19 protein-coding genes and 2 pseudogenes are annotated in these 24537 nt (G+C 61.7%); 6 read left to right on the forward strand and 15 right to left on the reverse strand.

The genetic code is table 11. From position 1 onward, the window contains the following. Positions 1-13: 13 nt before the first annotated feature. The 3 genes and pseudogenes from KB221_13205 to KB221_13215 all read left to right on the forward strand — a co-directional run bounded on the left by KB221_13205 (position 14) and on the right by KB221_13215 (position 4974). Positions 14-2164, forward strand: a complete 2151-nt coding sequence (locus KB221_13205) for a TonB-dependent receptor (GenBank protein ID WIY69028.1) — start codon at positions 14-16, stop codon at positions 2162-2164. A gap of 38 nt (positions 2165-2202) precedes the next feature. Further along, complete coding sequence (locus tag KB221_13210; GenBank protein WIY69029.1) at positions 2203-4209, forward strand: TonB-dependent receptor plug domain-containing protein; 2007 nt, start codon at positions 2203-2205, stop codon at positions 4207-4209. 263 nt (positions 4210-4472) lie between these two features. Beyond that, a pseudogene (locus tag KB221_13215) lies at positions 4473-4974 on the forward strand (integrase core domain-containing protein). A 622-nt stretch (positions 4975-5596) separates the two neighbouring features. Here the strand turns inward: KB221_13215 and KB221_13220 are convergent. The 9 genes from KB221_13220 to KB221_13260 all read right to left on the reverse strand — a co-directional run bounded on the left by KB221_13220 (position 5597) and on the right by KB221_13260 (position 15182). Continuing rightward, the gene (locus KB221_13220) at positions 5597-5785 is read right to left on the reverse strand and encodes a hypothetical protein (protein ID WIY69030.1); all 189 of its coding nucleotides are present in this window, start codon (positions 5783-5785) and stop codon (positions 5597-5599) included. 184 nt (positions 5786-5969) lie between these two features. Beyond that, entirely contained in the window at positions 5970-6161 is a 192-nt protein-coding gene (locus KB221_13225) for a hypothetical protein (GenBank protein WIY69031.1), read from the reverse strand. A gap of 449 nt (positions 6162-6610) precedes the next feature. Then, positions 6611-7594 (reverse strand): GSU2403 family nucleotidyltransferase fold protein, encoded by a 984-nt coding sequence (locus KB221_13230; GenBank protein WIY69032.1) that lies wholly within the window; start codon positions 7592-7594, stop codon positions 6611-6613. Between the two features lie 392 nt (positions 7595-7986). After that, entirely contained in the window at positions 7987-9273 is a 1287-nt protein-coding gene (locus KB221_13235; protein ID WIY69033.1) for a S41 family peptidase, read from the reverse strand. 206 nt (positions 9274-9479) lie between these two features. Further along, positions 9480-9884 (reverse strand): BLUF domain-containing protein, encoded by a 405-nt coding sequence (locus KB221_13240; protein ID WIY69034.1) that lies wholly within the window; start codon positions 9882-9884, stop codon positions 9480-9482. Positions 9885-10005: 121 nt separating this feature from the next. Further along, positions 10006-10407 (reverse strand): nuclear transport factor 2 family protein, encoded by a 402-nt coding sequence (locus KB221_13245; GenBank protein WIY69035.1) that lies wholly within the window; start codon positions 10405-10407, stop codon positions 10006-10008. Positions 10408-10659: 252 nt separating this feature from the next. Then, positions 10660-11247, reverse strand: coding sequence for a nuclear transport factor 2 family protein (locus KB221_13250; protein ID WIY69036.1), 588 nt, complete (start codon positions 11245-11247; stop codon positions 10660-10662). Further along, positions 11210-12055, reverse strand: coding sequence for a nuclear transport factor 2 family protein (locus KB221_13255; GenBank protein ID WIY69037.1), 846 nt, complete (start codon positions 12053-12055; stop codon positions 11210-11212). The genes KB221_13250 and KB221_13255 overlap by 38 nt, the downstream gene beginning before the upstream one ends. Positions 12056-12218: 163 nt before the next feature. Continuing rightward, positions 12219-15182, reverse strand: a complete 2964-nt coding sequence (locus KB221_13260; GenBank protein ID WIY69038.1) for a TonB-dependent receptor — start codon at positions 15180-15182, stop codon at positions 12219-12221. A gap of 378 nt (positions 15183-15560) precedes the next feature. Between KB221_13260 and KB221_13265 the strand changes: the two are divergent. Beyond that, positions 15561-15686: pseudogene (locus KB221_13265) on the forward strand (IS481 family transposase). 101 nt (positions 15687-15787) lie between these two features. Here the strand turns inward: KB221_13265 and KB221_13270 are convergent. Both KB221_13270 and KB221_13275 read right to left on the reverse strand, forming a co-directional pair. Continuing rightward, the gene (locus tag KB221_13270) at positions 15788-16933 is read right to left on the reverse strand and encodes a cupin domain-containing protein (protein ID WIY69039.1); all 1146 of its coding nucleotides are present in this window, start codon (positions 16931-16933) and stop codon (positions 15788-15790) included. Between the two features lie 117 nt (positions 16934-17050). Further along, complete coding sequence (locus KB221_13275) at positions 17051-20407, reverse strand: TonB-dependent receptor (GenBank protein ID WIY69040.1); 3357 nt, start codon at positions 20405-20407, stop codon at positions 17051-17053. Between the two features lie 472 nt (positions 20408-20879). Between KB221_13275 and KB221_13280 the strand changes: the two genes are divergently transcribed. Then, the gene (locus KB221_13280) at positions 20880-21347 is read left to right on the forward strand and encodes an Lrp/AsnC family transcriptional regulator (protein ID WIY69041.1); all 468 of its coding nucleotides are present in this window, start codon (positions 20880-20882) and stop codon (positions 21345-21347) included. Between the two features lie 3 nt (positions 21348-21350). On the opposite strand, the gene KB221_13285 is transcribed toward KB221_13280, so the two are convergent. Both KB221_13285 and KB221_13290 read right to left on the reverse strand, forming a co-directional pair. After that, complete coding sequence (locus KB221_13285; protein WIY69042.1) at positions 21351-21761, reverse strand: MarR family transcriptional regulator; 411 nt, start codon at positions 21759-21761, stop codon at positions 21351-21353. Continuing rightward, a complete protein-coding gene (locus tag KB221_13290; protein ID WIY69043.1) occupies positions 21754-22122 on the reverse strand; it encodes a hypothetical protein in 369 nt (122 codons plus the stop codon). Before KB221_13290 ends, KB221_13285 begins: the two co-directional genes overlap by 8 nt. 119 nt (positions 22123-22241) lie before the next feature. On the opposite strand from KB221_13290, the gene KB221_13295 reads away from it, so the two are divergent. Then, positions 22242-23177: a response regulator transcription factor gene (locus tag KB221_13295; GenBank protein ID WIY69044.1), complete on the forward strand. Its 936-nt coding sequence runs from the start codon at positions 22242-22244 to the stop codon at positions 23175-23177. A 70-nt stretch (positions 23178-23247) separates the two neighbouring features. Here the strand turns inward: KB221_13295 and KB221_13300 are convergent, their stop codons facing one another. Then, complete coding sequence (locus KB221_13300) at positions 23248-23595, reverse strand: DDE-type integrase/transposase/recombinase (protein WIY70930.1); 348 nt, start codon at positions 23593-23595, stop codon at positions 23248-23250. Between the two features lie 375 nt (positions 23596-23970). Then, on the reverse strand, positions 23971-24492 hold the full coding sequence (locus KB221_13305) for a hypothetical protein (protein WIY69045.1): 522 nt from the start codon (positions 24490-24492) through the stop codon (positions 23971-23973). Positions 24493-24537 lie beyond the last annotated feature (45 nt).

Consider the following 24537-nt stretch of genomic DNA (forward strand, 5'->3'; position numbering starts at 1 on the left):
GCACAGGACCACCATGCGATCCTTCCTTCTCGCCACCTCCCTCCTCACCCTGCCCGGTGCCGCCCTGGCGCAGTCGGCCGTGCTAGAGCCGACCCAACTGGACGAAGTGGTGGTCACCGCAACTCGCAGCGAGCAGTCGATCCTCGACGTGCCGGCGGCGATTTCGAGCCAGAATCTGGATGAACTCCGGCAGCAGGGTTTCACTTATGGCACCGATGAATTTCGCGGCGTGCCCGGGGTCTATTTCCGGCGCGGCGAGGGCGACGGGGACGAATTCCCCTTTGTCAGCATCCGCGGCGTCACCGGCAACCACGGCAACGACACCTTCCTCGCCTTGATCGACGGCATCCCCTTTGTGGGGCCTGATGAGGAGGTGATGCTCTACCAGGTGCCGTACGGGGCTGTGGAGCGGGTCGAGGTCGTTCGCGGGCCGGTGTCCGCGCTCTACGGCCGCGGCGCGATCGCGGGCGCCGTCAACTACATCACGCGAAATCCTCGAGAGGATGGGCTTGAGATTTCCGTCAGCGCCGGAAGTGATGACTATTATCGCGCTGAGGCTCTCGTCGAAAGCGCGGGCGACCGCGCAAGCTTCGTTGGCAGCGTCTCCTATGAGACCTCCGAGGGCTGGCGCGAGCAGAGCGCGCGCGAAAATCTGAACCTGTTCGGCAAGGCGCGGTTCGATCTGTCCTCCTCCACGACTCTGTCGCTCTACGCCAACTATCTGGACCGTGCCGGTGATGTGCCGGGGGCGATTCCGACGCTCGCAGACGGCACGGTGCCGGACGGCATCGATCGGGAGGTTTTCCTTGGCTACGGCGACACCCATAACGACTTCCAGGGCCACATGGGCGCTGTCAGGCTGGATCACACAGCCTCGGACGAGCTCTCCTTTTCAGTCACGGCGCACGCCCGCCGGTTCGACACGGACGTCTTCCTGAATTTCTACGACCCTTTCGGCTTCAATCCCCCTGCCAACATCATGGCCGTGAACGGCTATGCCTCGCACGGGGAAAGCGGCACCGCCTTCGGCGAGGCCACCGCCCGCTGGACGCCGGGCCGCCATGACATCCTGGTTGGCGTCAGCGCCGAGCGGACGACGCTTGACGATGACGAGCGCTGGAGCGGCCAGTACGGCTTCACCTTCGGCTGCGGATTCGCCTTCTTCCTGATCGAGATCGACTACACGACCGGCGAGACCCTGAACGCAGGCCACCCTTGCTTCGTGCAGAACCAGGTGCAGGCGCTGACCGAGGCGACCAACAGTTTCTGGAGCGTCTTCATCCAGGATGAGGTCGAACTGACCGAAACCCTCACCTTGACCCTTGGCGGCCGATACGACGCCTTCGACCGCGAGGTGACGTTCGGCGCCACCAGCCCCTTCAATCCAGGCGGCCAAGCCGGGGGAGACTCCAGCGCCTTCGCGCCCAAGGCGGCGCTGTCCTGGCGCTACGGTCCGGGACAGGTCTATGTGGCCTACGGCCGCGGCTTCAACTCCAACTTCGGCCCCACGTGGCAGTGGGATCCGTCGCAGTATGCCCGGACCGAGGAGCCGACCACGATCGACAACCTCGAGATCGGCTGGAAGGGACGAGCGCTGGATGACCGCCTGACCTTCGAGACCGCCCTCTTTCATCTGGTGCAGAAGAACCGCCGTGTCTTCGTAACCAACCCCGATCCGCTGGGCCCTCCGACCCTGGCGACCACCGGTCAGCGCTATGAGGTCACCGGCTTCGAGGGTGCGATCGAGTTCCGACCGACGACGGACACCACGTTGAATGCTACTTTCACGTGGCTGGATCCCGTCTGGGACGAGTTCGAGGCCGGCGGGGTGGACTATTCCGGGGTCACGCCAACCGGTGTGCCGGGCCAAATGTTCGCCGTCAGCGCCGAGCATCGCTTCACACCCGGCTTCCGCGGACGGGTCGGCTACGAGTGGTATGCCGACTACCAGATCAGCTTGGACAACGCCCACGAGGGCGGGGGCTACGATCTGGTCAGCCTGTCCGGCGTGTTCGACATTTCGGACCGGGTGGCCGTCGATGTCTCGGCCACCAACGCCTTGGACAGCGACTACCTCGCCTTCTTCGGCAATGAACACGACGTGACCCACGCTACCCCCGGCGTGCCGCGCCAGATCCGGGCGACGCTGCGGGCCCGGTTCTGATGCGGAGGACAACGCGGCCAAGTCTCGTTTCCGTCCTGATGACGACCCTGGCCACGCCAACCCTGGCCCTCGCCCAGGCTGGCGGGGCCGAACCCACTGCTTATGCAGCGGCGCACTATCAGCCCTACGCGCCCCAGACGGCGCTGGACATGGTGCGCCGAACGCCGGGCTTCGTCCTCGACGAGGGCGAGAGCGAGCTGCGCGGCTTTGGCGCGGCGGCAGGCAATGTACTGATCGACGGACTCCGCCCTTCGTCCAAGGGCGGTCTTGTCGACGCGCTGAGTCGGGTGCCGGCCAGCCAAGTCGAGCGGATCGAACTGATCCGGGGAGCCTCGGCGTCGGAGGCGCAGGGCCAGTCCCTGATCCTCAATATTGTGCGCAAGCCTGGTGGCGAATCGGGCGCTTGGGCTGTCGGCCTGGAGCGGAATGGCAATGGTCTGGTCTATCCGCAGGTCGACCTCAGCTATTCGCGACCCGTGGCCGGCTGGGAGGCTTCGGTGAGGTTGAGGGGATATTGGGAGGAGTGGCCGATCCGCAGCCTGCGGGTGAATCGTGATGCGTCAGGTATCCTCGTCTCCAGCACCCTGACCGACCTGCCCTCGACCTTGAGCGAAGTCTATCTGTCCGGTGACGCCCGTCGCCCTGTCGCAGGCGGCCTTCTGACCCTGACCGGCCGCTTCGGCCGGTACGGGTACTACTACGACCAACCGGGAGAGACTTTCCTTGGCCGCCTGCCCGACGGTACACCGGACCAACAGCAGATGACCGGGTATGATGTCGAACGGTGGGTGTTCGAAGCGGGAGCCGATTACACCCGCGCAGTCGGCGACTGGACCTGGCGGTCGATTGGCCTGGTTAACTACCGCGACGGAGTCGAGACGTCGAGCGACGAGCGGAAGACGGCCTCGGGCGCGTTCCTCTCGCGCTCGTTCGTGGACTCCACCGCCCGGCCGCTTGAGGTCGTGGCCAGAACGACCATTGCGTCCGTCGGAAACCACCGTCTGCGGTCCGAGTTCGGCGGCGAGTTCGCTTTTAACCGGTTTGATCGCACCTTCGCACTGTCCCTCGACAGCGGGTCCGGTCTGGTTCCCGTTCCCATCCCCGCCGCAGACGTCACGGTCGAGGAAATACGGGCCGACGCCTTCGCCAATCTTGTCTGGACGGTGAACCCTGAGTGGTCGGTCGAGGCAGTTCTGGGCGCCGAGTTCTCGCGCATCGCCGTTACCGGGGACGCTGACCAGTCCCAGACTTTCACCTTTCTCAAGCCGGCCCTTGCCCTTGTATGGAAGCCTTCCGAGCGACTGCAATTCCGCGCCGGCACCCGCAGTACCGTAGGTCAGCTCAACTTCAACGATTTCGCCGCCGGTGCCACGCTTGATGACGGGACCACCTCGGCGGGAAATCCTGACCTGGGTCCGGATCAGACCATCCGCTGGTATGCGTCGATAGACTATCGCGGCCGGGGCGACCTGGCGGTGAACTTCGAAGTTTTCCATGAAGACCGGACCGATGTCCTTGAGCAGGTCCTGCTGCCGTCAGGCGCGCCGGGCCTGGCTAACGCCGGCAACGCAGCCGTGAGGGGTGTGAAAGGGTCTCTGACGCTGCCCCTGGACCTCATCCTCACCGGATCGCGGCTCACAGCCGCGGGGCAGGTCGCTGACAGCACGTTCGAAGACCCGCTGATCGGAAGGACCCGCCCCCTCTCAAACATCCTCTCCCCGGACATCGACGTCGAATTCCGCCACGACCCGCCTGGACGCCCCTTCAGCTGGGGCGTGACATGGCGCGCCCGTCAGGAGCGGGAGGTTTTCTTGGTGAACGAGATTGAAGCTGCAGAAACCGCCGATCACTTCGGCGCCTTTGCCGAGACAACCGCCAGAACAGGCATGAAGATCCGGCTGGATGTTCGAAACGCCGACACCCAACGTAGTTCCCGTAATCGTCGCTTCTTCGAACCGGATCGATCCGGCACGCTGGAGCGCATCGAGGAACGCTTCACCCACCTACCCGTCTTCGTGACGCTTGCTGTCAGTGGTGCCTTCTGAGAGGCTTTGACAGCCCGGCTCCCATGGGCACTATCAGCTCGACTGTCGACCGATCCATCGCAATCGACCATGTGAGGTTTGGCATCACTTCGTCTCGCCAGTCTAAGGTTCCCCGAACGGGCCATAGGCCTTTGCCTGTGACTGACCTGCCCCCTTCCTGATCCCTCGGTTTGAGTGAGAGTCCGTCAACCTCAAGGAGACGGACATAAAGAAGAGCAGGTTCACCGAGGCGCAGATCATAGGCGTGCTGCGCGAACAGGAAGCTGGCGGTGCGCCGGCGGCGGGGGCGCAAGCGGGCGACCGGGGTGCGGATGCCGATGGCTGTGCCGGAAGGGCCGAACCAGCAATGGAGCTTGGACTTGGCTGCTACGCGCCGCCCTTCGGGTCGTGGCGAACGCCCTGTCGTGGGGTCGGCGCTTCCGCATTCTGTGCATCATGGACGACTTCACGCGCCAGGCCCTCGCGCTGGTGGTCGACACCTCGATCGGCGGCCGGCGCATGGCGCGGGAGCTGGATGCGCTGATCGCCCGGCGCGGCAAGCCGGCCATGATCGTCAGCGACAACGGCACAGAGATGACGTCGAGAGCCAAGCTGGAATGGGCCAACCGGACCGGCGTCGGCTGGCACTACATCGATCCCGGCAAGCCCCAGCAGAACGGCATCGTCGAGAGCTTCAACGGCAAGTTCCTTGACGAGTGCCTGAACGAGGAGGTGTTCAGGAACCTGGCCGAAGCCCGGGCTGTCATCGCCCGGCGGCGACACGACTAAAACCACGTTCGACCGCACTCCGCCCACGGCGGCCTCGCGCCCGAGACCGTACGGCTGAACCACGCGGACTCCCATTATGACCGAGGGACCAGAGGAGGGCAGGTCAGGTCTGGCTCCCGCACCCCCAAACGGCGTATCCTTAGTTGACACACCTATTGCTCAGAGAAGTTTGCGCTCCCAGGCCTCTTGCGCCTCGGCGGTAACGGCCAAGGCAGTCCACTCACGGGCGTGGGTGGAGTAGATTGCCTTCACGTCTGGGCTTGTTGCCTCCGCCGCCCGCATGAGAGCATCGTTAGCTTTCGCTCGGCAGGCTTTGGCATTCATCATGGTGGCATAGCCATGCGCCCTATCGCGGGGAATGGCGCAGTCTTTCTGCGGTGTAGCTTGTGGGGCCGACGCTTCTGTCCTTGTGGCCGCCGTTCATGGAGAGAATGCCCGGCCGTTGAAACGACTTCAGCCAGCATCGGCTGAATGTCTACAATGGGTCGAAAAGCGACTTAGGCCTTTGTGCAGAAAGCGGACATCGCAACGCGGCTTTGTCTATGAAAGCCGCGTTGCCGTCGCAGCCGTAGTAGTCGCTCTTGGCGCTATGCCGTGGCCAACGGTTCGCCCGCCCATGTCAGCCATTGTCGAAGGCACGGCCCTGGGCACCCAACAAATTCCAGCCTGCGTTTGTTGGCCAGAAGCCCTTTCGGCCCCGACGCTCCACATACCCGAGCACGGCCATCTTCTCACTCTGCGTGCGGCTCTCCGTCCGTGAGGCGTCCACAATGTCCAACAGGGCTTCAAGTTTATCGGCTTCGGTCATCAGCTAGGAATATCACGCGGCTTGAGCAGGGGAAGCATCGCCAACTCCTAAGGAAGTGCCCGGACGGAGTGTCGCATTTCACCGAGGAGCCGAAGGTCAGCTATTGGCGCGTAGCTGACATCCGTGCCTGCGTGTCGGAGGCCCTTTGGGAGCAGACCAAATCGGCCCCCACTCTCCCCCGCGCCTACCAGAACGCTTTGGCGATCAGCGTGCCCAGGCCATAGCCGGTGAGGCTGATGAATATGTCGTCCAGGGCAGCTTTCAGGTGCGTGTCGGCCGCCGTGTAGCACTGCCTGATGCGCTCGCAGTCCTGCTCGCAATCGGTCGAGCTGTCATCGGTCAGCAGCTCGTGGAGGATCAAGGATTTGAGGTCCAAGGGAAGCTCTCAGCTGCATGGTTGATGCAGGGCGATTCACTGGTCCAGCGATCTAGTTGACCCGATCCCGATTCCACCCGTCCCCGGCGCTGGAGCCTTCTGAATATTCCACCCCGGCGGAGCGCAGCTTCAAGGGAGGAGAAGGGGGAAGGGAATGACTGTTTGCTGGGGGAAGTGGGGGTGGGGGAGGAAGTATATATGGATGTAGTGCCGACCAGTGGTTTCAGCCATCGCTCTGACGGCGACTGCTGCAGGGAGCGCAGTTCTATCAGTCCGGCGTGGGGGCTGCGATACCACCTCTCCGTAGGGTGCCAGATCGCGAAAGACCGGCCCTTCAATCACCCGAAAGGGACCCCAGACGACGCGCGCAATACGGTCCGCTCGCCCTCTATCCGCCCCCCGCCCTGCGCGCGAGGCGTATCAGGCTCCTGCCCTGCTGAGACGTGTCGTCATTCATCCAGGCGAATATCGGCCTCGACCAGGGATCGCGAGATGGGCTCGGCCCACCCCTTGCGACCTTGCGCCCGAGCATCGGCCAAAGCGTCCTCCAAGGCGTAGCGATCATGGTGCAAGAGCGCATCGATTAGGGCCTTTGCCTGCGCCAGATCCTTGGTTCGCTTGATACGATTGGCGGGATCACGCCGCTGCGCCAGGATCAGTTTGTGGACGGCGAACCGTGCAGGCTGAGGTATCCGGACAAGGACGCCTGAGCCCCACAGAGCGGCCGCCGGTACTGCGTCCTGGATCAGCCAGGCGAGATGCGGCAGGGGAGCCGCGCCCGCGGCCAGGCCGCGAAGCGCCACCGGATTTACGTCATCTCGGGTGCGAACAGGGGTCAGTACGTCGACGAGGTAGCCGGACGCGCTTCTGTACCGAGACGAGGGTGCCTGTGGATCGAGTTGCGGGATTCCCGTGAAGGTGGGGTCCGCGCGATGGAGGATTTCCTCAAACCGTTCGGGAGGGGTGGACGCCAGCGCCAGGCTTGCGGCCGCGACATCCACATCACCGGTCATGAGCGTCGGCGAAGGCAGCCGCCGGCCGACAAGGGGCTCGCTGATCAGGAAAGCGGCTGTGCCCACCAGAACCGCCCCTGCCTGGAACAGGCCCGCCTGACTTAGCGTGTCCAGGATCGTCCCCATCGACCGATCGGGCGTCGCCAGTCGCGCTTTGCGCAACATCGCGATGAGGCTGCGTCGCTCGCTGGCAAGCGCCACGCCCTGCTGCAAGGACAAGGCCTTGGCCTCAGCCTGGGGGTCGCCGGCCTTTCCGATAAACCTGTCGATCCGCGCCGCTCCAACGGGCACCTTGGCGTAGATGTACTCGCCGTGCTCCGTAGTTCTTCGATACACGGAACCGGCCTCAGGCGAGGTTTCGAGCTGCTGCAAGAGCTCAGCGTAGAGGGTCAGCACCGAAGGCGTGAGGAGGTTAGCCATACAGACACATGCTCGATCTTTGTCTGCATGTAGCACTTACAGACAAAAACCGCAAATCCGTCTGTAAGACACATCAGGCTGACTTGCCCCGTCAAATGCCCTGCAACTCCGGAAGTGTCGGACGAAGAGCCAGGCGCGAGGAACGAGCGATCGTCGTCCTCCGCAAGCGACCGTTTGGCTTATAGCATTTCTAAGGCTTGTGAGCCCCGGGCGAACCTGTCTTCGCCTCTGCGTATGAAGAGTGGAGGCTTCAAGCGGCATCCAAAAATGTGCGGCGAAACGGCGATGCGGAGCGATAGCGACCGTCATGCCCGCCCCTGCCTACATGTGCCGGGTGGAGACGAATTGGCATTGGACTGACAGCACCACCGGGTCAGGTCTGCCGTGCCGATTCAATCGTCACGGCGTCTTCGGACGACGGATGCGACTGTGGAAAGGGTCTCCATGGCAACCACACCCCCCTCGGCGTCCCGAACGAATTGCACTCGGGTTTTGGTGTCCCCATCAATTCGGAAAAGATCGTCTCTGACGGGAACCAGGGAGCGCGCCGGGCGGCGACTCTGCCGCAGAGACAGCCCGCTTGGCGTCTCAGCAATCTCGATCCCGCCATAGCTACCTGCAAAATCAGACAATGGGCGCGAAGGTTCGATGGGATCTGCCAGCGCCTCCAACGCCCATAAGGCATTCTGGGCCATGCCCGGGGAGTCTTCGCGATGTGCAAGGGTCGTCAGTGCGGCGCGCTGGGCGACCCTCAGCGCCTCTTCCGAGGGACTGGGCAGGTCGGGTTGAACCCCGGCACCGCCCCAGTTGCGGCCGGTGATCGGATTTACGGGCGTGGCATTGGACACGAATACCGAGAATCCATCACCTGTCGGGAAGGTGTCACCCGGGTTCGACGCGCCGCCGCTAGCTTCGCCGACGATAAGGGCGCGACCGGCGGACTGCAGGGTATATGCGAAACCCTCGGCCGCAGATCCGCTCCGCCCGCTGATCAGGATATAGACAGGTACATCGAGGCGCGGAGTCGCATAGGGGACCCCAGGCCGCTCGTTCGATGCCCCTCTCCTCCCTACAAAGGTATTGTAGATGTCTGCGTCCCGCGGCGTGAAGGCACTGACCAGATACCCTACCATTGACGGCGAACCACCAGGGTTCTGTCGCAGGTCGAAGATCACGGCATCGGTGAAACTGACAAGGGTCAGGACGGCGTCGGCGAAGGCGCGAATTACATTATCGCTTCGTGTGAAGTCGATTTCGGCAAAACGCGTCATCTGCACATAGCCGATATTGCCGGGGAGGACGCTGACCTCAGCAAAGCCGAAATTAGAAATAATGGCCGACTCGATGCGGCTGAGGCGAGGCGGGGCACCAGCAATCATATTCTCTGCCGCCACTCTACTGTCATAGCTGACGGAGAAGTGCGGGTCCTCGGGCTTAAGCCGGTCGCTCAGAACGGCCGCCAACTCAGCGGGGTCGGCATATGCATCATATGCACCTGCTGCAGCCTCGGCCTCCAATGCGTCGGCGATCCTGTCCGCCGCGGCTGCGTCGAAGAAGTTGCGCCGGATGGCCGCAGCAACGCCCTGCGTCGTCCTGCGCGGGTCAGCTTCTACAGCAGTCGCGAAAAGAGACGCCGACAAGAGAACGCTGATCAGGCCAAGTTGTAAACTTCGGAACATATCGTGGTCGCTCTTGCCCCTGGAGACGGAAATGGAAGTGAAGTCAGTAAGACGGATACGGTAATAACGATAGAAACTGGGCGCTCTCCCGGAAAGTTAATAAATCGCAACAATGGTCACTGGGTTCGCCCGAGGAGTGCTTGCGGTAGCGAATCCCCTTGACCCGCAATACCGGCGAACCGGCCGGATCGTCGTCGCGACCCTGGTCAGATCGAAAAGGATGGACTGTCGACGAGACTGAACAGCAGGGTCACCAATGCCAGGCCGCCCGTGGCGCTCCGAAGAAGCTGCCGCGTCTCCACGGACATCTCCAGGGTCGGCACGCAGGCCATGTCCCAGCCACCGAACATTCGGTGAGACGCTGCCCAACGGCCCAGCACCTGGATGTTGCGATGCCTCGGGTCGCGAGTAAGGATCACCATTAGCCCATCGATCTGCGCCGGCGGGCCCTCGATCACCTGAACAAAGCGGTCCTCACAAACGGCCAGAGCACCAGTGATCCCGCGGGCCCGGTTGTGGCGGTTTGCGACATCGAGAATGTCCGACAGATCCTTGTCCAGATCCTCTGTGGCCACTGCGCAGCTTCGATAGATCAGGCGCTGATACAGCATGCAGGATTTCTCTCTAGCAACTGTGCTCTATCCCGCGGCAAGCCGCCTGCTTGCTAGATTTTGAAGGTGTTGCAGGCCGCCGCTTAGGTAGAGAAGAATTTCGGCTTTTGCGGGCCATTTTCTACCGCGTGCCTAGCGGTCCACCATCAAGATCCTTCAGGTCCGGCGCGTCATCTGACGGCCCGCGAAAGAGCGTGAATACCGTTGTCCGATAGACCTGCCAGTAGCCGTTGCTGCGCCGCGCCAAACTCACAAACCGGCCGACAAAACTGGACCCATCCACAAAATCCTCGCGCAGCACATAGCGCGAAAGCGCAAGATCGCCGAATACATCGACGGAAACTGGCCACATCTGGGTGGAGATCGCTCCATTACCCGCAGCGTGCCAAGCCGCGACCCCGGGTAGATACTCTGCCCGTGCAACTTCATCACCATCGATCCACAGCGTGAAGTCGTCGTGGAACTGCGCCGCGAATGCATCGAGCCCGTCCCTTGTCAGCACAAGAGCGAGGTCGCGCTCCATAGTGAGCACGGCCTCTCCCTCATCCTGGGCTTGGGCTTGGGCTTGGGCTTGGGCTTGGGCTTGGGCTTGGGCTTGGGCCGATGAAGCGGAACTAATTGCAAGTACAATCGCAGCGAAGACGCAAAACGAGCGCGACCACAGCTTAAGCGTTTTGTAGAATGTCCTATACATTCGCGTTCGATGTCATCATGCTAATGCAGACTTACAATTCGAGGTCGATACCGGCTCGCGCCGGTAGTGCCAAATGTTGGACTACATCAACGGCTGTCGCGTAATCACCGGTGCCGAATAGTTGGCAAAATCCTCATGTCGAGCGACCTTTCCGTCGCGAATAGTCAGGATGGTCACCTGTTCTGCTCGCCATTGCTGGCCGAAGCCTTCTTCGCGCGTACGGCTGAGGGTGTTTACGTGTCCTGTGAAGACCACGATGCCGCCGCTCTCAAAAACGACCGGGAAGTCCAGAAACAGACCGATGATCCTACTGCTTTCTCCGAAGTCACGCAGCATGGCCAGAACGGCTTCGCTACCCCGGAACTCCTGACCGCCGAACTCCGGGCTGGTCCGATCCACAAGGACAAAATCCTCAGCCATAAAGGGAGCCATGGCGTCCCAGTCGGCCGCGGAATAGGCGGCGATATACTGCCGCGCGACCGCTTCTGCCGGGCTGACCGGGCGGGACGACGACTGTTGCGGCGCAGGGGCGAGGGGCTGCGCCGCAGCCGGAAGGACGACGGGCGTGGTCAACAGCGTCGCCGCCAGGACCGATCTTGCAAACAGGTGGAACACAGTCATCTCCAGATGATTAGGCGGCGCCATCGGCGGTAGAGCGCCAGTGAACATTGACGACCGCCCACCGGCCGTTGAAGCGAAGGAGCTGAACCCAGTAGGTGATCCGTCCGCGAACGATCTTGCCGACTGCAGTGACGCCGCTGGCGTTCAACACCTCGATTTCCTGATCTTGTGCGCCGGGGTCCCGGGCATCGTGATCAGCGTTATAGATCTGGTCCCGGGTCTGGGCATGGACCACCGTGTGTCCAGCCCCGCGGGAAAGGGTGCGGAACTGGCTGATCGGATCCAGCACCCGGTCGAGCGCTGCATCATCACCAGACTGCACAGCGGCGGCGAACGTCGACAGAACCGCCCTGACCTCGGCAGCCTCTCCTGCGTCGACGCGAGCCGGCTCCCATTCGGGCAGGAGCCCCCAGACGCAGTCCAGGATGGTCCATTCCCCGTCGATCTTCACCGCGGTGAAGACATCGTACCAGTCGCCCGCCAACAGCTCCACGACGGCGACGTCGCCCGAGATGTCCAGGATAACCGCCCGGCGCTGCGTGGTCTCGTCGAATTCGCCGGCCTGGTTATAGGCGCGCCCCATCTGGCGCAGGCTCTCGCCCTCCAGCCAGGCCATGGTCTGCACGCCGAGGCCGCGAAAATTGCGATCGACGCCCCGCTTGGACAGGTCCCGATGGACTGTTCCCAACATCAGGTCAGCGTTCCCGGTATGGAAGCCAAGCGCATAGTCCGAAACCAGCCGCTCGAGGGCGGCGGTGTCGCTGGTCTGCAGGTCCGCCTCGGCAGCAGCGGCTCGGAATGGAAGGAGAAGTACGGCAGCCGCCACGTAGGCAAATGGCTTGAAGGTTACCGGCATTGATCAGGTCTCCATTGGTTATCCTAGAAACTACCGAGCTCAGCCATGAGCCTCCAGTGAAGGTTTCGTAAGGTACCGAATATTTCAGAATGGCCAGCGACTTACGATCGCAGGGACGGACCAAAAAGTCCGCCCCTGCTCTCTTCTCTTCATATTCTACAGTCTAGAAGTTGGCAGTAACACCGAAGAAGAAATAGCGACCCTGGGAGTCGTACAGCTGTGGGTAAGTGTTGCCGTTTCCGCTGGTACCTGCGCTCAACGACAGCTGCGGATCGTCGTCGAAGACGTTGTTGACACCGGCCCGAAGGGAAACGTTATCCATCACCTGCCAGGTTGCCGCCAAGTCGAGGTAGTTCTCAGCGTCGAAGAAACGATCGATGCGGGTACCACCGTTGTTGAGAGAACCATCGGCCGCCAGCACAGCGAGTTCCACCTCGCCGTAGTGGCGCCAGGTGGCCGAAATGTCCACGTCCCACGGTGTGAGCCAAGTGGCTCGGGCGCGGTGACGCCATTCGGGGTTCGGTGTGGTCAATGTAGAACCGTCGGTGCACTGGTTGCCGTAGAAGCCGGCGCAGTCATAGACCGAGTTGGCGGCGCCCAGACCGGTGTCGGTAACATGCGAGTCGAGCAGGGTGCCGACGAACGACATGTTGATCGAGCCCATGTTCGCCACGCCCATGTCCTCGAGGTCGAAGGCATAGTTGGCGTTGAAGTCCCAACCCGTGGTGCCAAGACCACCGATATTTTCGTTGAGGTCACTCACGACACCAGTGCCGACCCACAAGTTACCGCCGGCGTTTCGTGTAATGCGGGCGCAGGCCGCCGCATCGGGGGTCGTGCCGTAGCACTGAGCAATGGTGTTCAGCGGGCCGACCGTAGAAATAAGTCCGTCAACCTCAATGTCGAAATAGTCGACGGTCAGGTTGAAGCCCGGGACGAAGCTTGGCGTCCAGACCACACCATAGGTGAAGGTGTCGGCCTCTTCAGGGTTCAGGTTCGGATTGCCACCGGTCAGTTGGTTGTACTGACCCGCCGGGCTGTTGAGAGCGCCGCTCGCGGACTGGCCGGCGGTGACCTGGTGGGGTGCCGAGCCGATGCAGTTGGCCGCAACGGCGCCGGTGGTGGCGTCGCAGGGGTCACGATCGGCGTCGAACAGACCAAAGCCCTGGGCTGAGAACAGCTCGATGACGTTGGGCGCCCGCACAGCGTGCGAATAGCTGGCGCGGAAGCGGAGGTCCTCGACCGGGGCATAGTCGGCACCGACCTTGTAGGTGTCGGTGCTGATGTTCTCATACTCCGAACGACGATAGGCGGCGTCGATCGAGGCCGAATAGGCCCAGGGTTGATCGTCGGCGAGCGGGATCTGGATTTCACCGAAGACTTCGGCGACGTCCGCATCACCCGAGAGGCCGATCGTCGGTCCGCCCTGGCCGGTACCGTCGCCCGAAGCGAAATTGGCGTCCGTGGTGGAGGCCAGATAATCGCGACGGTACTCGGCACCGAACGCGACCTGGACGGTGCGCGAAGCTGTCGGCATCGACCAGCCCGTGTCGCCCGTGATGGCGGCAGTGACGACCTGCTGGGTCGTTTCACCACGCTGGATCAGCGGGATCTGAACGTAGTCGAGGGCCGCCTGGGTCACGCCGCCAATGATGAAGATGTCGTAGGGGACGCAGGTCGGGTCGGTGCCGTTGACGACCGAACGGCAGGTCGGGGTGCCGCCGACGTCGACGACGTCGAGAGCGCGGGTCAGGCGGGTGGCCGAGAAGTCGTTCATATAGGTGCGGGCGAGTGCGACGCGCGAGAACTGCGCGGCGACGTCATAGTCCCAGCCCGGAGCGATTTCGCCGCGAACGCCGACCACACCCCGATAGGAGGTGTAGTTCAGGTCGTCCTGACGGCCGCCGCCCTCGACGTTCCGGCGCCCGATGTACATGACCCGGCGGGTATCGGCAGCAATATCACCCGCGGTACAGCCGATGGTCGCGGCTTGTTGGGCACCGAGCAGCGGGTTTCCGCAGTTGATGTCCGCCGTGTTGAAGAAGTTGCCCGACGGAGCGATCTGCGCAACCGACTTGTAGTCGGAGAACATCAGCTGGGCGAACACCTCGGCCTTTTCGTTCACTTCATAGCGGCCGAAGGCCCCCATGGTGTAACGCTCGTCCGGGCGCTGGAAATAGTTGAGCGGTCCAAAGTTGTACTGGTGCAGGGCGTTATCGAACGGCACGAAGGTGCGGCCGGCGCCCAGGGTCGAGTTGAAGCCGGGGCCACCGCCGAAGTCGGTGAAACGACCCGGGAACGACGTGCCCGAACCACCGCAGGTGAAGGACTGCGGCGTAGCGGCGGCCGGAGCACCGATTGAGCAGCCCGAATAGTCGCGGTCCGCCTGGAGGATCGGGTTGTTGTTGCGATAGCCGGCATAGGCCAGCAGATTGCCGCGGCCGTCGGGGGCCGAGACACCGAGAGTGATGTTCACCGAACGGCTCTCACCATCCGAGACATTGTCATCCGGCAGGGCGAACTGGGCTGGGTTGGTCGCGCTGCGGTCGGCGATGACCGAGCGCAGGTTGCCCACGCCGTCGAAGTTGTTGTTGTGCTGATAGAAGCCGTACTGGGCGTCGATCTGCAGACCTTCGAAGTCCTTCTTCATGATGAAGTTGACGACGCCGGCGACAGCGTCCGAGCCGTACACGGCGGAAGCGCCGCCGGTCAGGACTTCAACGCGCTCAACCAGTTGTTCCGGGACCTGGTTCAGGTCGGCCGCGGGGTCGTTCGGCGAACCATAGCCCATCCGGCGACCATCGATCAGCACCAGGGTGCGCGACGAGCCGAGGTTGCGCAGCGAGACCGTGGCCGTACCCGAAGCGCCGTTCGAGACGGTCGAGTTCTGGGCGGCGAAGGCTTGCGGCAGTTGCGAAATCAGGTCCTCGACCCGGGTCACGCCCGCGACATCGATGTCCTCACCCGTCACCTGGGTCACCGGGCTGGTTGTGACCAGATTGGCTTGCGGGATGCGCGAGCCGGTGACGATGACATCGTCAAGGTCCTGCGACGCTCCGGCGTCCTGCGCCATCGCCGGCGCGGCGAAGGCAAGAGCGGCAAATCCGCCGATCATCGTTGTCGACAACAGCCGACTACGGGTTCTCTGGTTTCTCAAAGGTCGTCCTCCTGAATTCGGGCTGTCTCTCGGCGTCGCGGCCTAAACACTGCCCAGGTGAGCTGCACTGAATGATGGACATCAAGTAGCAACGCAGGAGACTTGAAACACGATTGTCATGACACACAATAGTCTTCTTCAATTGTTTTTGACTGTGTCACCTCACTGCCACTAAGACCAAGAGATTCTATATTAGAATTACACCGCTGTAATTGGCTTACTTGTATATTTGATGCGATAACAAATTACCGATTACAACAACATGGCGGCTCATGATTATGCCGGAAGCCTCTTTCTCTATCTGGCAGATGATTTTTCGCTCCCTCCTGATGAACAGAAGGGAGTTCTATAGGCCAGCCACTGTACGCAAGGTCCAAGACAACTGATTCCGTCCGCCCAACGATGCAACATAGCCAAGCGAGCTTGAGGGTCCTGGCCAAGCGCCAGGGCATCAATCAGAAGACGGTCGCTGAGTAGATTTCCGGATTTCGTTAGCGGGGCCTGCTGACGGGGCCGATCCCGCCCGGAGCGAATCCGCTGTTGGTCATTGCGCCATTAAGCTCCGCGACCAACAGCTAGGTCGTCGTAAGCCGGACCAGGGCACCTGCGGCGAGGGCGTCATCGATGGCCTGTCGCAGTCCAGCCGCTTCGATGAAGTCGAACTCAGCCAGCATTTGCTCCAGACTGAAGCGGCCCTGCGCCGCGCACCAGTCGTAAGCCAGCTGCACCGCCGTTCCCGCCGCGGGGAAGGCTCGACCGGTGATCTTGAAACTGGTCAGCACCGGTTGTTCGGGAAGAGTGAAACTGGCAGGTCGGGTCACCAGCCGTTCTTGCGACATCACCACCTCGTCAAGAAATGCCGGGCTGGACACCAGATCCGAAAGCAAGGCTCCGAGCCGTGCCAGATGAGCAGCCAGTGGCTTGCCATCGCCTTCGGCAGCGGGCGGGAAATAGGCCCGGAAGGCCGGAAACTGCATCGCCGCGCTGTCGAGAAGCGAGAACAGGATCCGCCCGTAAAGGGCAGTGACCGAAAACGTCACATGCAGGGAGGCCCCATCGACGGCGAGCGCGTCGTGAAAACGACCGCGCGGCAGGTACAGCACGTCGCCCGGCTGCATCCGTATCTCGGACATCACCGGGCCGCACGCCTGTTCGAGCCATTGGCGGGTTTCCGGGGTGTCGGGCGGCAGATCGACCGGCATCTCGATCTGGCTCTCATAGATGCGCCAGATCTTCTCGCCTTCAGTCTGAACGGCGAACACATCGTGGTTGTCGTAGTGGGGGCCGAACGCCTGGACATCCTTGAAGGAGCAATAAACGTTCGCGCCAATTTGGGCAGCGAAAGCCCGGCTCAGGAGGGCAGCGGTCTTTGCGATCCGCGGATGGAGCGTCTGCAACTCGTTGACCACAAGGCTGGCACCTTGGGCCAGGAACACCTCCACCTTGTCCGGGCATGGCCGATAGACTTGGCCTCCGCTCGGGACGCTCTTGAGCTGGCAGTATTCCCAGTGTGGGACCGCGACGCGGTTGTGCATCAGCCTGAGGGTCTGACCCGTCCAGATGGCGCTCTGGTCAAGGAGATGGTTGAGCGCCCCCCAATCCAGAAGCGCGCGCTTTTCCCGGTTCGCGCCGGCGAGGATGTGGAGCGGCTTTCGTCCCAGATACTCGTCACGGAACTGCCGCAGCGTGATCGGGGCAAGGAGTTCGTCAAAGCTGAGCATGTTTCCAAGCCAGGTTAGGTGCGGTCCCCGATCAACGGCGACGGCCGTGATCCCTGAAAAGCAAAAACCCCCGCCGCGATGAGCGACGGGGGTTTCCGTGACCCGTAAGGGTCGCCCCTAGAACGGGCGGTAGTTGAGGCCGATGAAGAAGCGCGTACCGTAGGGGTCGAAATTCGAATACAGCGTGTTCCCAAGGTAGCGGGCCTGCTCCGCGTCAAAGGCGTTGACCACCCCGGCGCGGATCGAGAGATTGTCCGCCGCATTCCAGCGGACGGTGAAATCGTGGCGGGCGAAGTTGCCCGTATTGAAGTTTTCCGGAAGGCGGGAGTCGACGTTGCCGGAGGCTCCGTATTGCGCGGAGGTGAACGTATCCTGCGCAGTCTGCCAGTCCATCGTCCAGTTCACACTCCACTCGTCGTTGGGCGCGTACGTCAGAGACGAGGTCAGCCGGACGCGGGGGTAGAGGATGTCGCTGTCCAGACCCGTGAAGTCGCTCGGATCCTCGGCGTTGTTGAAATTCTTCTGTTCGATCAGCCAGGAGCCGCCCAGGCGGTAGTCCAGGTTCCCCCAGTTGCGCCCGACGGCTTCTTCCAGATCCAGACGGTACCGGGCAGTGAAGTCCAGACCACGCGTGGTCAACTTGGCATAGTTGATCGAGCCCTGGATGAAGGCCCCGATCGGATCGCTCGCGGGCCCGCCGATCGCGAATGGAAGGAACGGGTTGTTGCGGAAGATGGTGGCGCACGCCCCCTGGTTCAGCGAAGGCCCGTCGACACAGTTGTTCGCCGCGATGTTCGGCGAGATCGCCGCGATGACGTTGGAGATTTCGATCTCGTAGTAGTCGAGCACCAGACTGAAGTTCGGGAACATCCGCGGCTCAATAACGGTCGAGAAGGTGAAGCTTTCCGACTCTTCCGGCTGAAGGAACGGATTGCCGCCCGCCGAGCCAACGACCGAGCCGGAGCCCAGCGGCGTCGGATCGAAGTCGTCGGTGGTGGTGGCCGTGGCACCGGCGAAGTCGAAGGTCAGCCCCTGCTGCTGGGCCAGGGCCGTGCAGTTGGCGATCCGGTTGGTTCGGAATTCCTGGTTGGCGGGCGCGTTGATGTTCGTCGTCGAGCAGGGATCGGTAAAGGCGAAGTTGGCGAACGCCGGGGTGAGAGGCGCGAAATTCTCCCCGAGGTTTGGTGCGCGGAACGAGGAGTTGAAGCTGGTCCGGAACGTCACGTCACGGATCGGCCGGTAGATGAAGTTCACGCCGTAGACGTCGCCGGTGCCGACCGTAGTGTAGTCGAAGTAGCGGTAGGAGCCGCTGATTTCGGCGTATTCGCCCAGCCAGTTGTCGCGGATCAGTGGGATTGAGAGCTCGGCGAATGCCTCTTCCGACTCATACTGCGCGGCAGGCTGGAAGCCGCCGTCGAACCCCTGCGTCAACCGGTTTTCGTTCTCGTCTTCGTAGCCGACACCCTCCGTGAACTCACGCCGGTATTCGACGCCGACCGCGCCGCCGATGCGGCCCGCGCCCCAGAAGTCCCACAACTCGCCGGAAACGGCGGCGATTGCCTGTTCTTGCTCGTTGCGCGCGAAGGAGTCGCCGGCGAACTGGATGTAGGCTAGGGCTTCAGCCGACTGGTTGCCCTTGCCGAACATGTTGAGGGGCTCGCACTCGTTGATGTTCTGCTGGCCGATAGGGTTGGCCCGCAGATCGCCACCTCGGACCTGATCCTCGATCAGGGCGACGTTCTGAGCCTGAAGCAACTGTACCCGGCAGACGATCTCGCCCGGCCGGCCGTTCACCAAGCCCGCGGTGTCGAAGACGGCGTCGGTGGCGTAGGCCTGACGCTCGGTGTCCACCGACTCAGCGACCTGCTCAACCTCGACTTCGCCGTAAGTGTAGCTCAGATCCCAGCGGACATTATTGAGGAAGGCGAAGCGGTCGTGGGTGCCTTCGAGCGATGCGACGAAGCGGGTCAGCTCGCGGGTGTTGGTCTGCTCGTTATCGACGCCCCGCAAGGCGTTCCGCGCGAACGGCGCGGCCACCGTCAGCGGATCGCCGGTCACCGGATCGGTCCTGGGCAAGCCCGGAGACGTCGCGGTCGGGTTGGTGTAAAGAATGAGCCGGTTGTTCTCGATTGCAGTGCGGACGTTCGCCGGCAGGAAGGCGTTGTCGCTCAGCCGGACGGTATATTGTGTGGCGCCGCGGATCTCGCTGACCTGGTCCGCCGTTCGGCCGTTGTTGATGTAAATATCGAAGAAGGTCGCCTGGCTCTCGGCGAAGGTTGCTTCCTGGGTTTGCTTCGCCTCGACGCGGAACAGGATGTCGTCGGTGATCGAGAAGTTGGCGCCCGCGGCGTAGCGCGTCGTCTCGCCTTGCGGGAAGAAGCTGAACTGGCTGAACTCCGAGTAGTCCTCGCCGTCACCGCCAATATTAAACAGCCGCGAGAAACCGGTGCCGATCCGAGTGCCAAAGTCGGTCGGTCGGCCCACAGCGCCGTCGAACACGAAGGAGTAGCCCGGGTTGGGCGTCGTGCAATTATTGTTGGTGTAGGACGTGCCGCTCGGGCAGTTGAAGAACGGAATATCAGGGTCGCTGAGTGGGCTCGCCGGTACGTTGTTGGCCAGGTTGACGATGCTCCACCGAACGCGTTGGAGCAACCTAGCGCCGGAGTAAACTCGCTGGTCGATGATCCCGTCGCTGGGAGGGCCGAAGGCCGGGTTGGTCGGATCGACATCGGCACCGATATGGACATAGTTGGCCCGCAGCCAGTCGATGTCCAGGTTCCGGACCTCGTCCAGCTCCTCATACTCGGCAAAGGCCCACAGGTTCAACCGGTCGTCAAAGATGTTGGCCCCGACCAACGCCGAAAGGCGGCGGTTCGCCTGACCGCCCTGGTTGATCATGCCGTAGTTGGCGTCGATCTCGAGGCCCTCGAAGTCGCGGCGCAGCTGGAAGTTCAGCACACCCGAGACGGCGTCAGCGCCATAGACCGACGACGCGCCGCCGGTGATGATCTCGATGTTCTCGATCAGCAGACGCGGGATGGTATCGACGTCCACGGCAAGCGCCCCGGTCTCCGATCCGACATGACGGCGGCCATCGACCAGCGTCAGCGTACGGCCCCTCCCGAGCGAGCGCAGGTTGGCGGCCGACAGACCGCCCAGGTCGCTGCCGACGGTGTCCGAAGGCACCAGGGAGTTCGACAGTGCTGGGATGGTCGCCAGAAAATCGATGACCGTCGACTGGCCGCTGGTCAGCAGCGCTTCACGCGAAACCTGGATCAGCGGGGTCGGCGAATTCGTCGGGTCACGACGGATGCGCGAGCCGGTGACGACGACTTCGTCGATCTCGGTGGCTTGCGACTCAGCCTCGCCCGAGACGTTCACGGTCGGCAGCGGGGCGGTCTGGGCGAAGGCCGGCAGGCTCGCTCCCCAAGCCACACCGGCAACGATGGTGGTCGCGAGGAGGCGTGAGCGCATGTGGTTCTTCATGTTGGTCTCGATCCTGAAATGACGCGCTCCGCAGCCCTCACGACATCGACCGGATCAGCGGTCGGGCCAAAGAACACCCCGCAGCACGTGCCGACGCCGAAATGTCCGACGCCATACCCAAGACAAGACTAGCTTCGCTTACTCTCGTTACACATACGTTTTACAATCACCGTAAGTGATTATGGAATCTGAGTCACAGATCAGCCACATGAATTAGAGTTACGTCGATGTAAGTCTACCTTAAATCGTAACGCCCAGCGCACGGCGTCGACAGTCCTACCTATTACACTATTGTAATGTGCCGGTTTTGAATTGACAGTCGCAAACGGCTGACACAATGATGAATTCAAACGCAATTCCTTCAATACATTGCTTATGTCCGGTCGGTTTTATCTTTCCATTTGAAGACAGAGTAGCCGCCTCTGATCACCGATTAAAGCAATCTGATAAACGAATCTCAATGAACTCTGTGAAGCTCGACGTCATCGACAGCCGTCTGATTGCAGCACTTCAGAAAGACAACCGCGTCAGCGTCACTGAACTCTGCGATACGATTGGCCTAACACCTGCGACCTGTCACCGTCGACTGAAGCGGCTCCGCGAAAGCGGAATCATCATTAAGGAAGCGGCACTGGTCGACCCGCGGCTCACCGCCCGGCCTCTGACGGTCATCATGGAGATCACCCTGGCGCAAAACAGGACTTCGTTCGAAAAGAAACTCAGCGGCCTAAGGGAGATCTCGATGTGTTGGGCGGTCTCGGGGCCGGTGGATTTTGTGGCAGTCGGCCAGTTCAGAGACATCAATCACTATCGCGAGTTCATGCTCGCCGAACTGATTGATGACGAGAACGTCAAGCGACAGAATTCAGCCATCGTCGTGGATCGGCTCCGCTTCAATCTTGAATTGGAGTTCCCGGTGGAGACCTGAAGGTCAGACCGCCCTGGTTTCACCGAAGGCGACCGAGATCTCGCCGGCGCGGCCTCGAATGGGTTGCGCGCGCCCTATCAAGACGTCCAGCTTCCCGCTGATTTGCGCGCCCAGTGGCGTCAGATACAGGTGACGGGAAATATTTTCACGGCCGTTTGACGACATAACCAACCAGCCGCGACTGGGAGGCAGAGCACCCGGATCTCCCTCCGACACCAATGCCCGGGCTGCGCGCGAAGCCGTGGCCTTGGTCGTCATCATCAGCCCGGCGAGCTCTGTGACCCGCACACCGCCGTTCTCGGCGACATACAGGAAAGCGAGCATCTCGGAGACCGAGATGCTCGGCGCCATTCTGCGAAGCAGGGTCAGGCAGGCAAGCAATGTGTTGCGCCGTCTTTCAAGCCCTTCAGTCATCGGCGTAGCCAACAATTACTGGGGCCGGAACACCCGGGCGCGGACGCATGCGTGGACGGCGCTGCCTGAATTCCAAGCTCGCACCCTCGTGCCGCTGGCGAATTTCGGCGAACTGGGCCTCGATGGACGCCTTTGCATGTTGGGCGGCCAGATAATCTTCCACCTCAATATCTATGGTGATCGTCGCGCGCAGTCGTATGGGATCGCAAGCGGCGTGAGGACGGCGCCGCATAGACTGGCCGACCATGGATAATGTCGTCATTTGAAAGTCTGCCCTTAGAGAGAAAACGATGGGGATGATGCCAGATGTTTTGCTGAAGTAACGCCGCAAACAACATCGTAATTTGACAGACTTTTGCATTTAAACGGCCATATAAGCGATTTTCTCTCACCTCACCTTCGTCTTTCACGATTAACTTTAATCGCACATGCTATTATGATCCTGTATTCGAGCGGATCGCCAATCTAAATTCTTAATGAATGAAAGATGCAGTATTATTATCGCCACACAGTTTGCGTCGCTCATTTATTATTGTTCAGACTATTACGCCAATGCAATGGCGTTGGATATTTGTCGAGAAACAATTTCTAGTCACATCGCTAAATAGAACTCGCTTCGCACCAGCTGACGTAATGACACAGCTTACAGAGAATAATTTGATAGGCTTTGCTCTCGCAATGGACCCCAATAACAGTAACCTGGATTTAGCGACTGGCGAGCGCATTGTCTTAGTTGTCAGCACTGACATTGAAGTCAGAGCCGGCCTGGTTGACCTTTTCGAGGGCGAAGGGTTTCGAACGCTCCAGGCTGGCAGTATTGAGGCGGCCACGGAACTCATGGCCACAGTTGCGATCGATTTGGTCGTTCTGGACGAGTGCCTATCAGGCGGTCGTGCCTATGGCTTTTGCCGCCGGCTGGCTGTGGAAGGGGGAGCGCGTGTCATTCTGTTGTCCGACAACACGGATGTCATGAGCCGAATTGTGGCGCTCGAGGTTGGCGCCGACGACTTGCTGCCGACCCCGGTGGACAGCCGTTTGCTGCTGGCTCAGGCGCGAGCACTGATGCGTCGCTGCGGAACGCGGCTCGGCCGAACTCATCCTGGCCCCTCTTCGGACTCTTGGAGGCTGGATCCTGTCTCGCGCGAAGCGATCGGACCGAACGGGCGGCGGCTTCGTATATCACCGCAGGAAGTCTCCCTGCTGAACATGTTCTTCCACAATCCCGGCGTCGTAATCACGACCGAAACAGCGTCGCGCTGGATCCCCACACTCAAACACGACACCACAACCGGATTTCGCACCGCCTTGTCGCGTCTTCGGCGCAAACTTGACGACTTGGACTGCGGCGAAGTCATACAGACGGTACATGGTGCTGGTTACATGTATCGACCTAATGGTGAGGGGCTGACAGGTTAGCTGCGCCACGTCGAAAGCCGCCCCTCCCTGCCCGAAATCTGGCAACGGCCTTCGACTAGGCCGCATCAGCTTAGGCTCGGAAACGGCAAAGAGCGGGTCGGCTGATCAGGTGGCGTTGGATGTTGAACGTGTTGTAGATCGCCACGTAGATGGTGAGGAATCTCCGGGCTGACTCTTGGGATTTGAGCCGCTGCTGCTGGCGTTTTCGTCGCCGGATCGGGCGCTGGGAGTTCTCAAATCGGTTGATCTCCCGCAGCCGACCCGGCCGGTGCAGATGCCTCAGATCCAGCTGATCCAGAGCTGCACCGTACGACGCCAGGCCGTCAGTGGTGATCGTCTGCGGCTCGACTGGTTGGTTGTGTAAAGGACGTCGGAGAAGCCCCAGCGCCGCCTCCGTATCGCGTCGCCACTGGACCACGGGGCCCAGAACCTCGCCCTCGTCGTCGACCGCTCGCCACAGATACGTCCGCTTGCCCCCATCTCGTCCAAGTACCAGCGCAGCGACGTGGCCCCTCTCCGCTTCTTCAGCCGCCACAAGACCAGGAGGCCAAACTTGATCGTCCAGGACCGGATCATGTCGTAGCTGACGTCAACCCCGCGCTGCGCCAGCAACTCCTCAACGTCGCGGAAACTGAGGCTTAGCCGGAATCACAACCACACGGCGTGGCGGATCACGTCAGCCGGAAGCCGGTGACGTTTGAACGAAAGCAACTTCACGAAATGTCATCCCTGACAATGGCTTACGCCGACTCTGCCGGAGATCTCTTAGCGCTTGCCTGATAGCACCGTCGGCTCAGGCCAAAGACAATCGACTATCGTGCAGGGCGCGGGCGAACGCATGAAGGTCCCTGAGCTGGCATCCGTAGACGTGAACAGTCCCACCGACCGGGTCCTGGAACAGTCCTGCGTTGGCCTTTTCAGAGGCCCATAGAATCCTCTCGACCGAAAGTTTTGGAAGATAGAAGGCGACCAGAGGATATTCCTCCGAATGCCGTCCGCCGAGGGCACCACCGTTGCAGCTTGTGAAGGGGATGCAGCCGGCCGCCGCCAGGGCAAATGCCGCGCCCGCAACACCGACATCGAGTTCATGGATCTCATGCGAGTCCATGAAACCCAGCACCTCGGACTGGTCCAGGCGGCAGAGCTCAATCTCGAGGATCTCATCGACCTCCGCCCAGGTGGTCGACCGAAGGTCTCGGTAGTCACGATTGCATCCGAGACCCGTGCCGTCTGCGGCGTCCTCGCCATCGATCCAGGCCAGCCTGTCCGGCTCAATGTTTCGCTCAATCTCCAGGGTGAATGTCGGCTCGGCCATCGCAGCACTCCATGTGGATCCTCGGAGGCGCTGGGACATAATCTG

This window comes from Aquidulcibacter paucihalophilus (genome assembly GCA_030285985.1).
Classification (GTDB): domain Bacteria; phylum Pseudomonadota; class Alphaproteobacteria; order Caulobacterales; family Caulobacteraceae; genus Brevundimonas.

Excerpts from the sequence above, each read along its gene's own strand:
- KB221_13205 (WIY69028.1), top strand. The coding sequence starts at position 14 with ATGCGATCCTTCCTTCTCGCCACCTCCCTCCTCACCCTGCCCGGTGCC.
- KB221_13210 (WIY69029.1), top strand. The coding sequence starts at position 2,203 with ATGACGACCCTGGCCACGCCAACCCTGGCCCTCGCCCAGGCTGGCGGG.
- KB221_13220 (WIY69030.1), bottom strand. The coding sequence starts at position 5,785 with ATGACCGAAGCCGATAAACTTGAAGCCCTGTTGGACATTGTGGACGCC.
- KB221_13230 (WIY69032.1), bottom strand. The coding sequence starts at position 7,594 with ATGGCTAACCTCCTCACGCCTTCGGTGCTGACCCTCTACGCTGAGCTC.
- KB221_13235 (WIY69033.1), bottom strand. The coding sequence starts at position 9,273 with ATGTTCCGAAGTTTACAACTTGGCCTGATCAGCGTTCTCTTGTCGGCG.
- KB221_13240 (WIY69034.1), bottom strand. The coding sequence starts at position 9,884 with ATGCTGTATCAGCGCCTGATCTATCGAAGCTGCGCAGTGGCCACAGAG.
- KB221_13245 (WIY69035.1), bottom strand. The coding sequence starts at position 10,407 with ATGGAGCGCGACCTCGCTCTTGTGCTGACAAGGGACGGGCTCGATGCA.
- KB221_13250 (WIY69036.1), bottom strand. The coding sequence starts at position 11,247 with ATGTTCACTGGCGCTCTACCGCCGATGGCGCCGCCTAATCATCTGGAG.
- KB221_13255 (WIY69037.1), bottom strand. The coding sequence starts at position 12,055 with ATGCCGGTAACCTTCAAGCCATTTGCCTACGTGGCGGCTGCCGTACTT.
- KB221_13270 (WIY69039.1), bottom strand. The coding sequence starts at position 16,933 with ATGCTCAGCTTTGACGAACTCCTTGCCCCGATCACGCTGCGGCAGTTC.
- KB221_13275 (WIY69040.1), bottom strand. The coding sequence starts at position 20,407 with ATGCGCTCACGCCTCCTCGCGACCACCATCGTTGCCGGTGTGGCTTGG.
- KB221_13280 (WIY69041.1), top strand. The coding sequence starts at position 20,880 with ATGAACTCTGTGAAGCTCGACGTCATCGACAGCCGTCTGATTGCAGCA.
- KB221_13285 (WIY69042.1), bottom strand. The coding sequence starts at position 21,761 with ATGACTGAAGGGCTTGAAAGACGGCGCAACACATTGCTTGCCTGCCTG.
- KB221_13290 (WIY69043.1), bottom strand. The coding sequence starts at position 22,122 with ATGCAAAAGTCTGTCAAATTACGATGTTGTTTGCGGCGTTACTTCAGC.
- KB221_13295 (WIY69044.1), top strand. The coding sequence starts at position 22,242 with ATGAAAGATGCAGTATTATTATCGCCACACAGTTTGCGTCGCTCATTT.
- KB221_13305 (WIY69045.1), bottom strand. The coding sequence starts at position 24,492 with ATGGCCGAGCCGACATTCACCCTGGAGATTGAGCGAAACATTGAGCCG.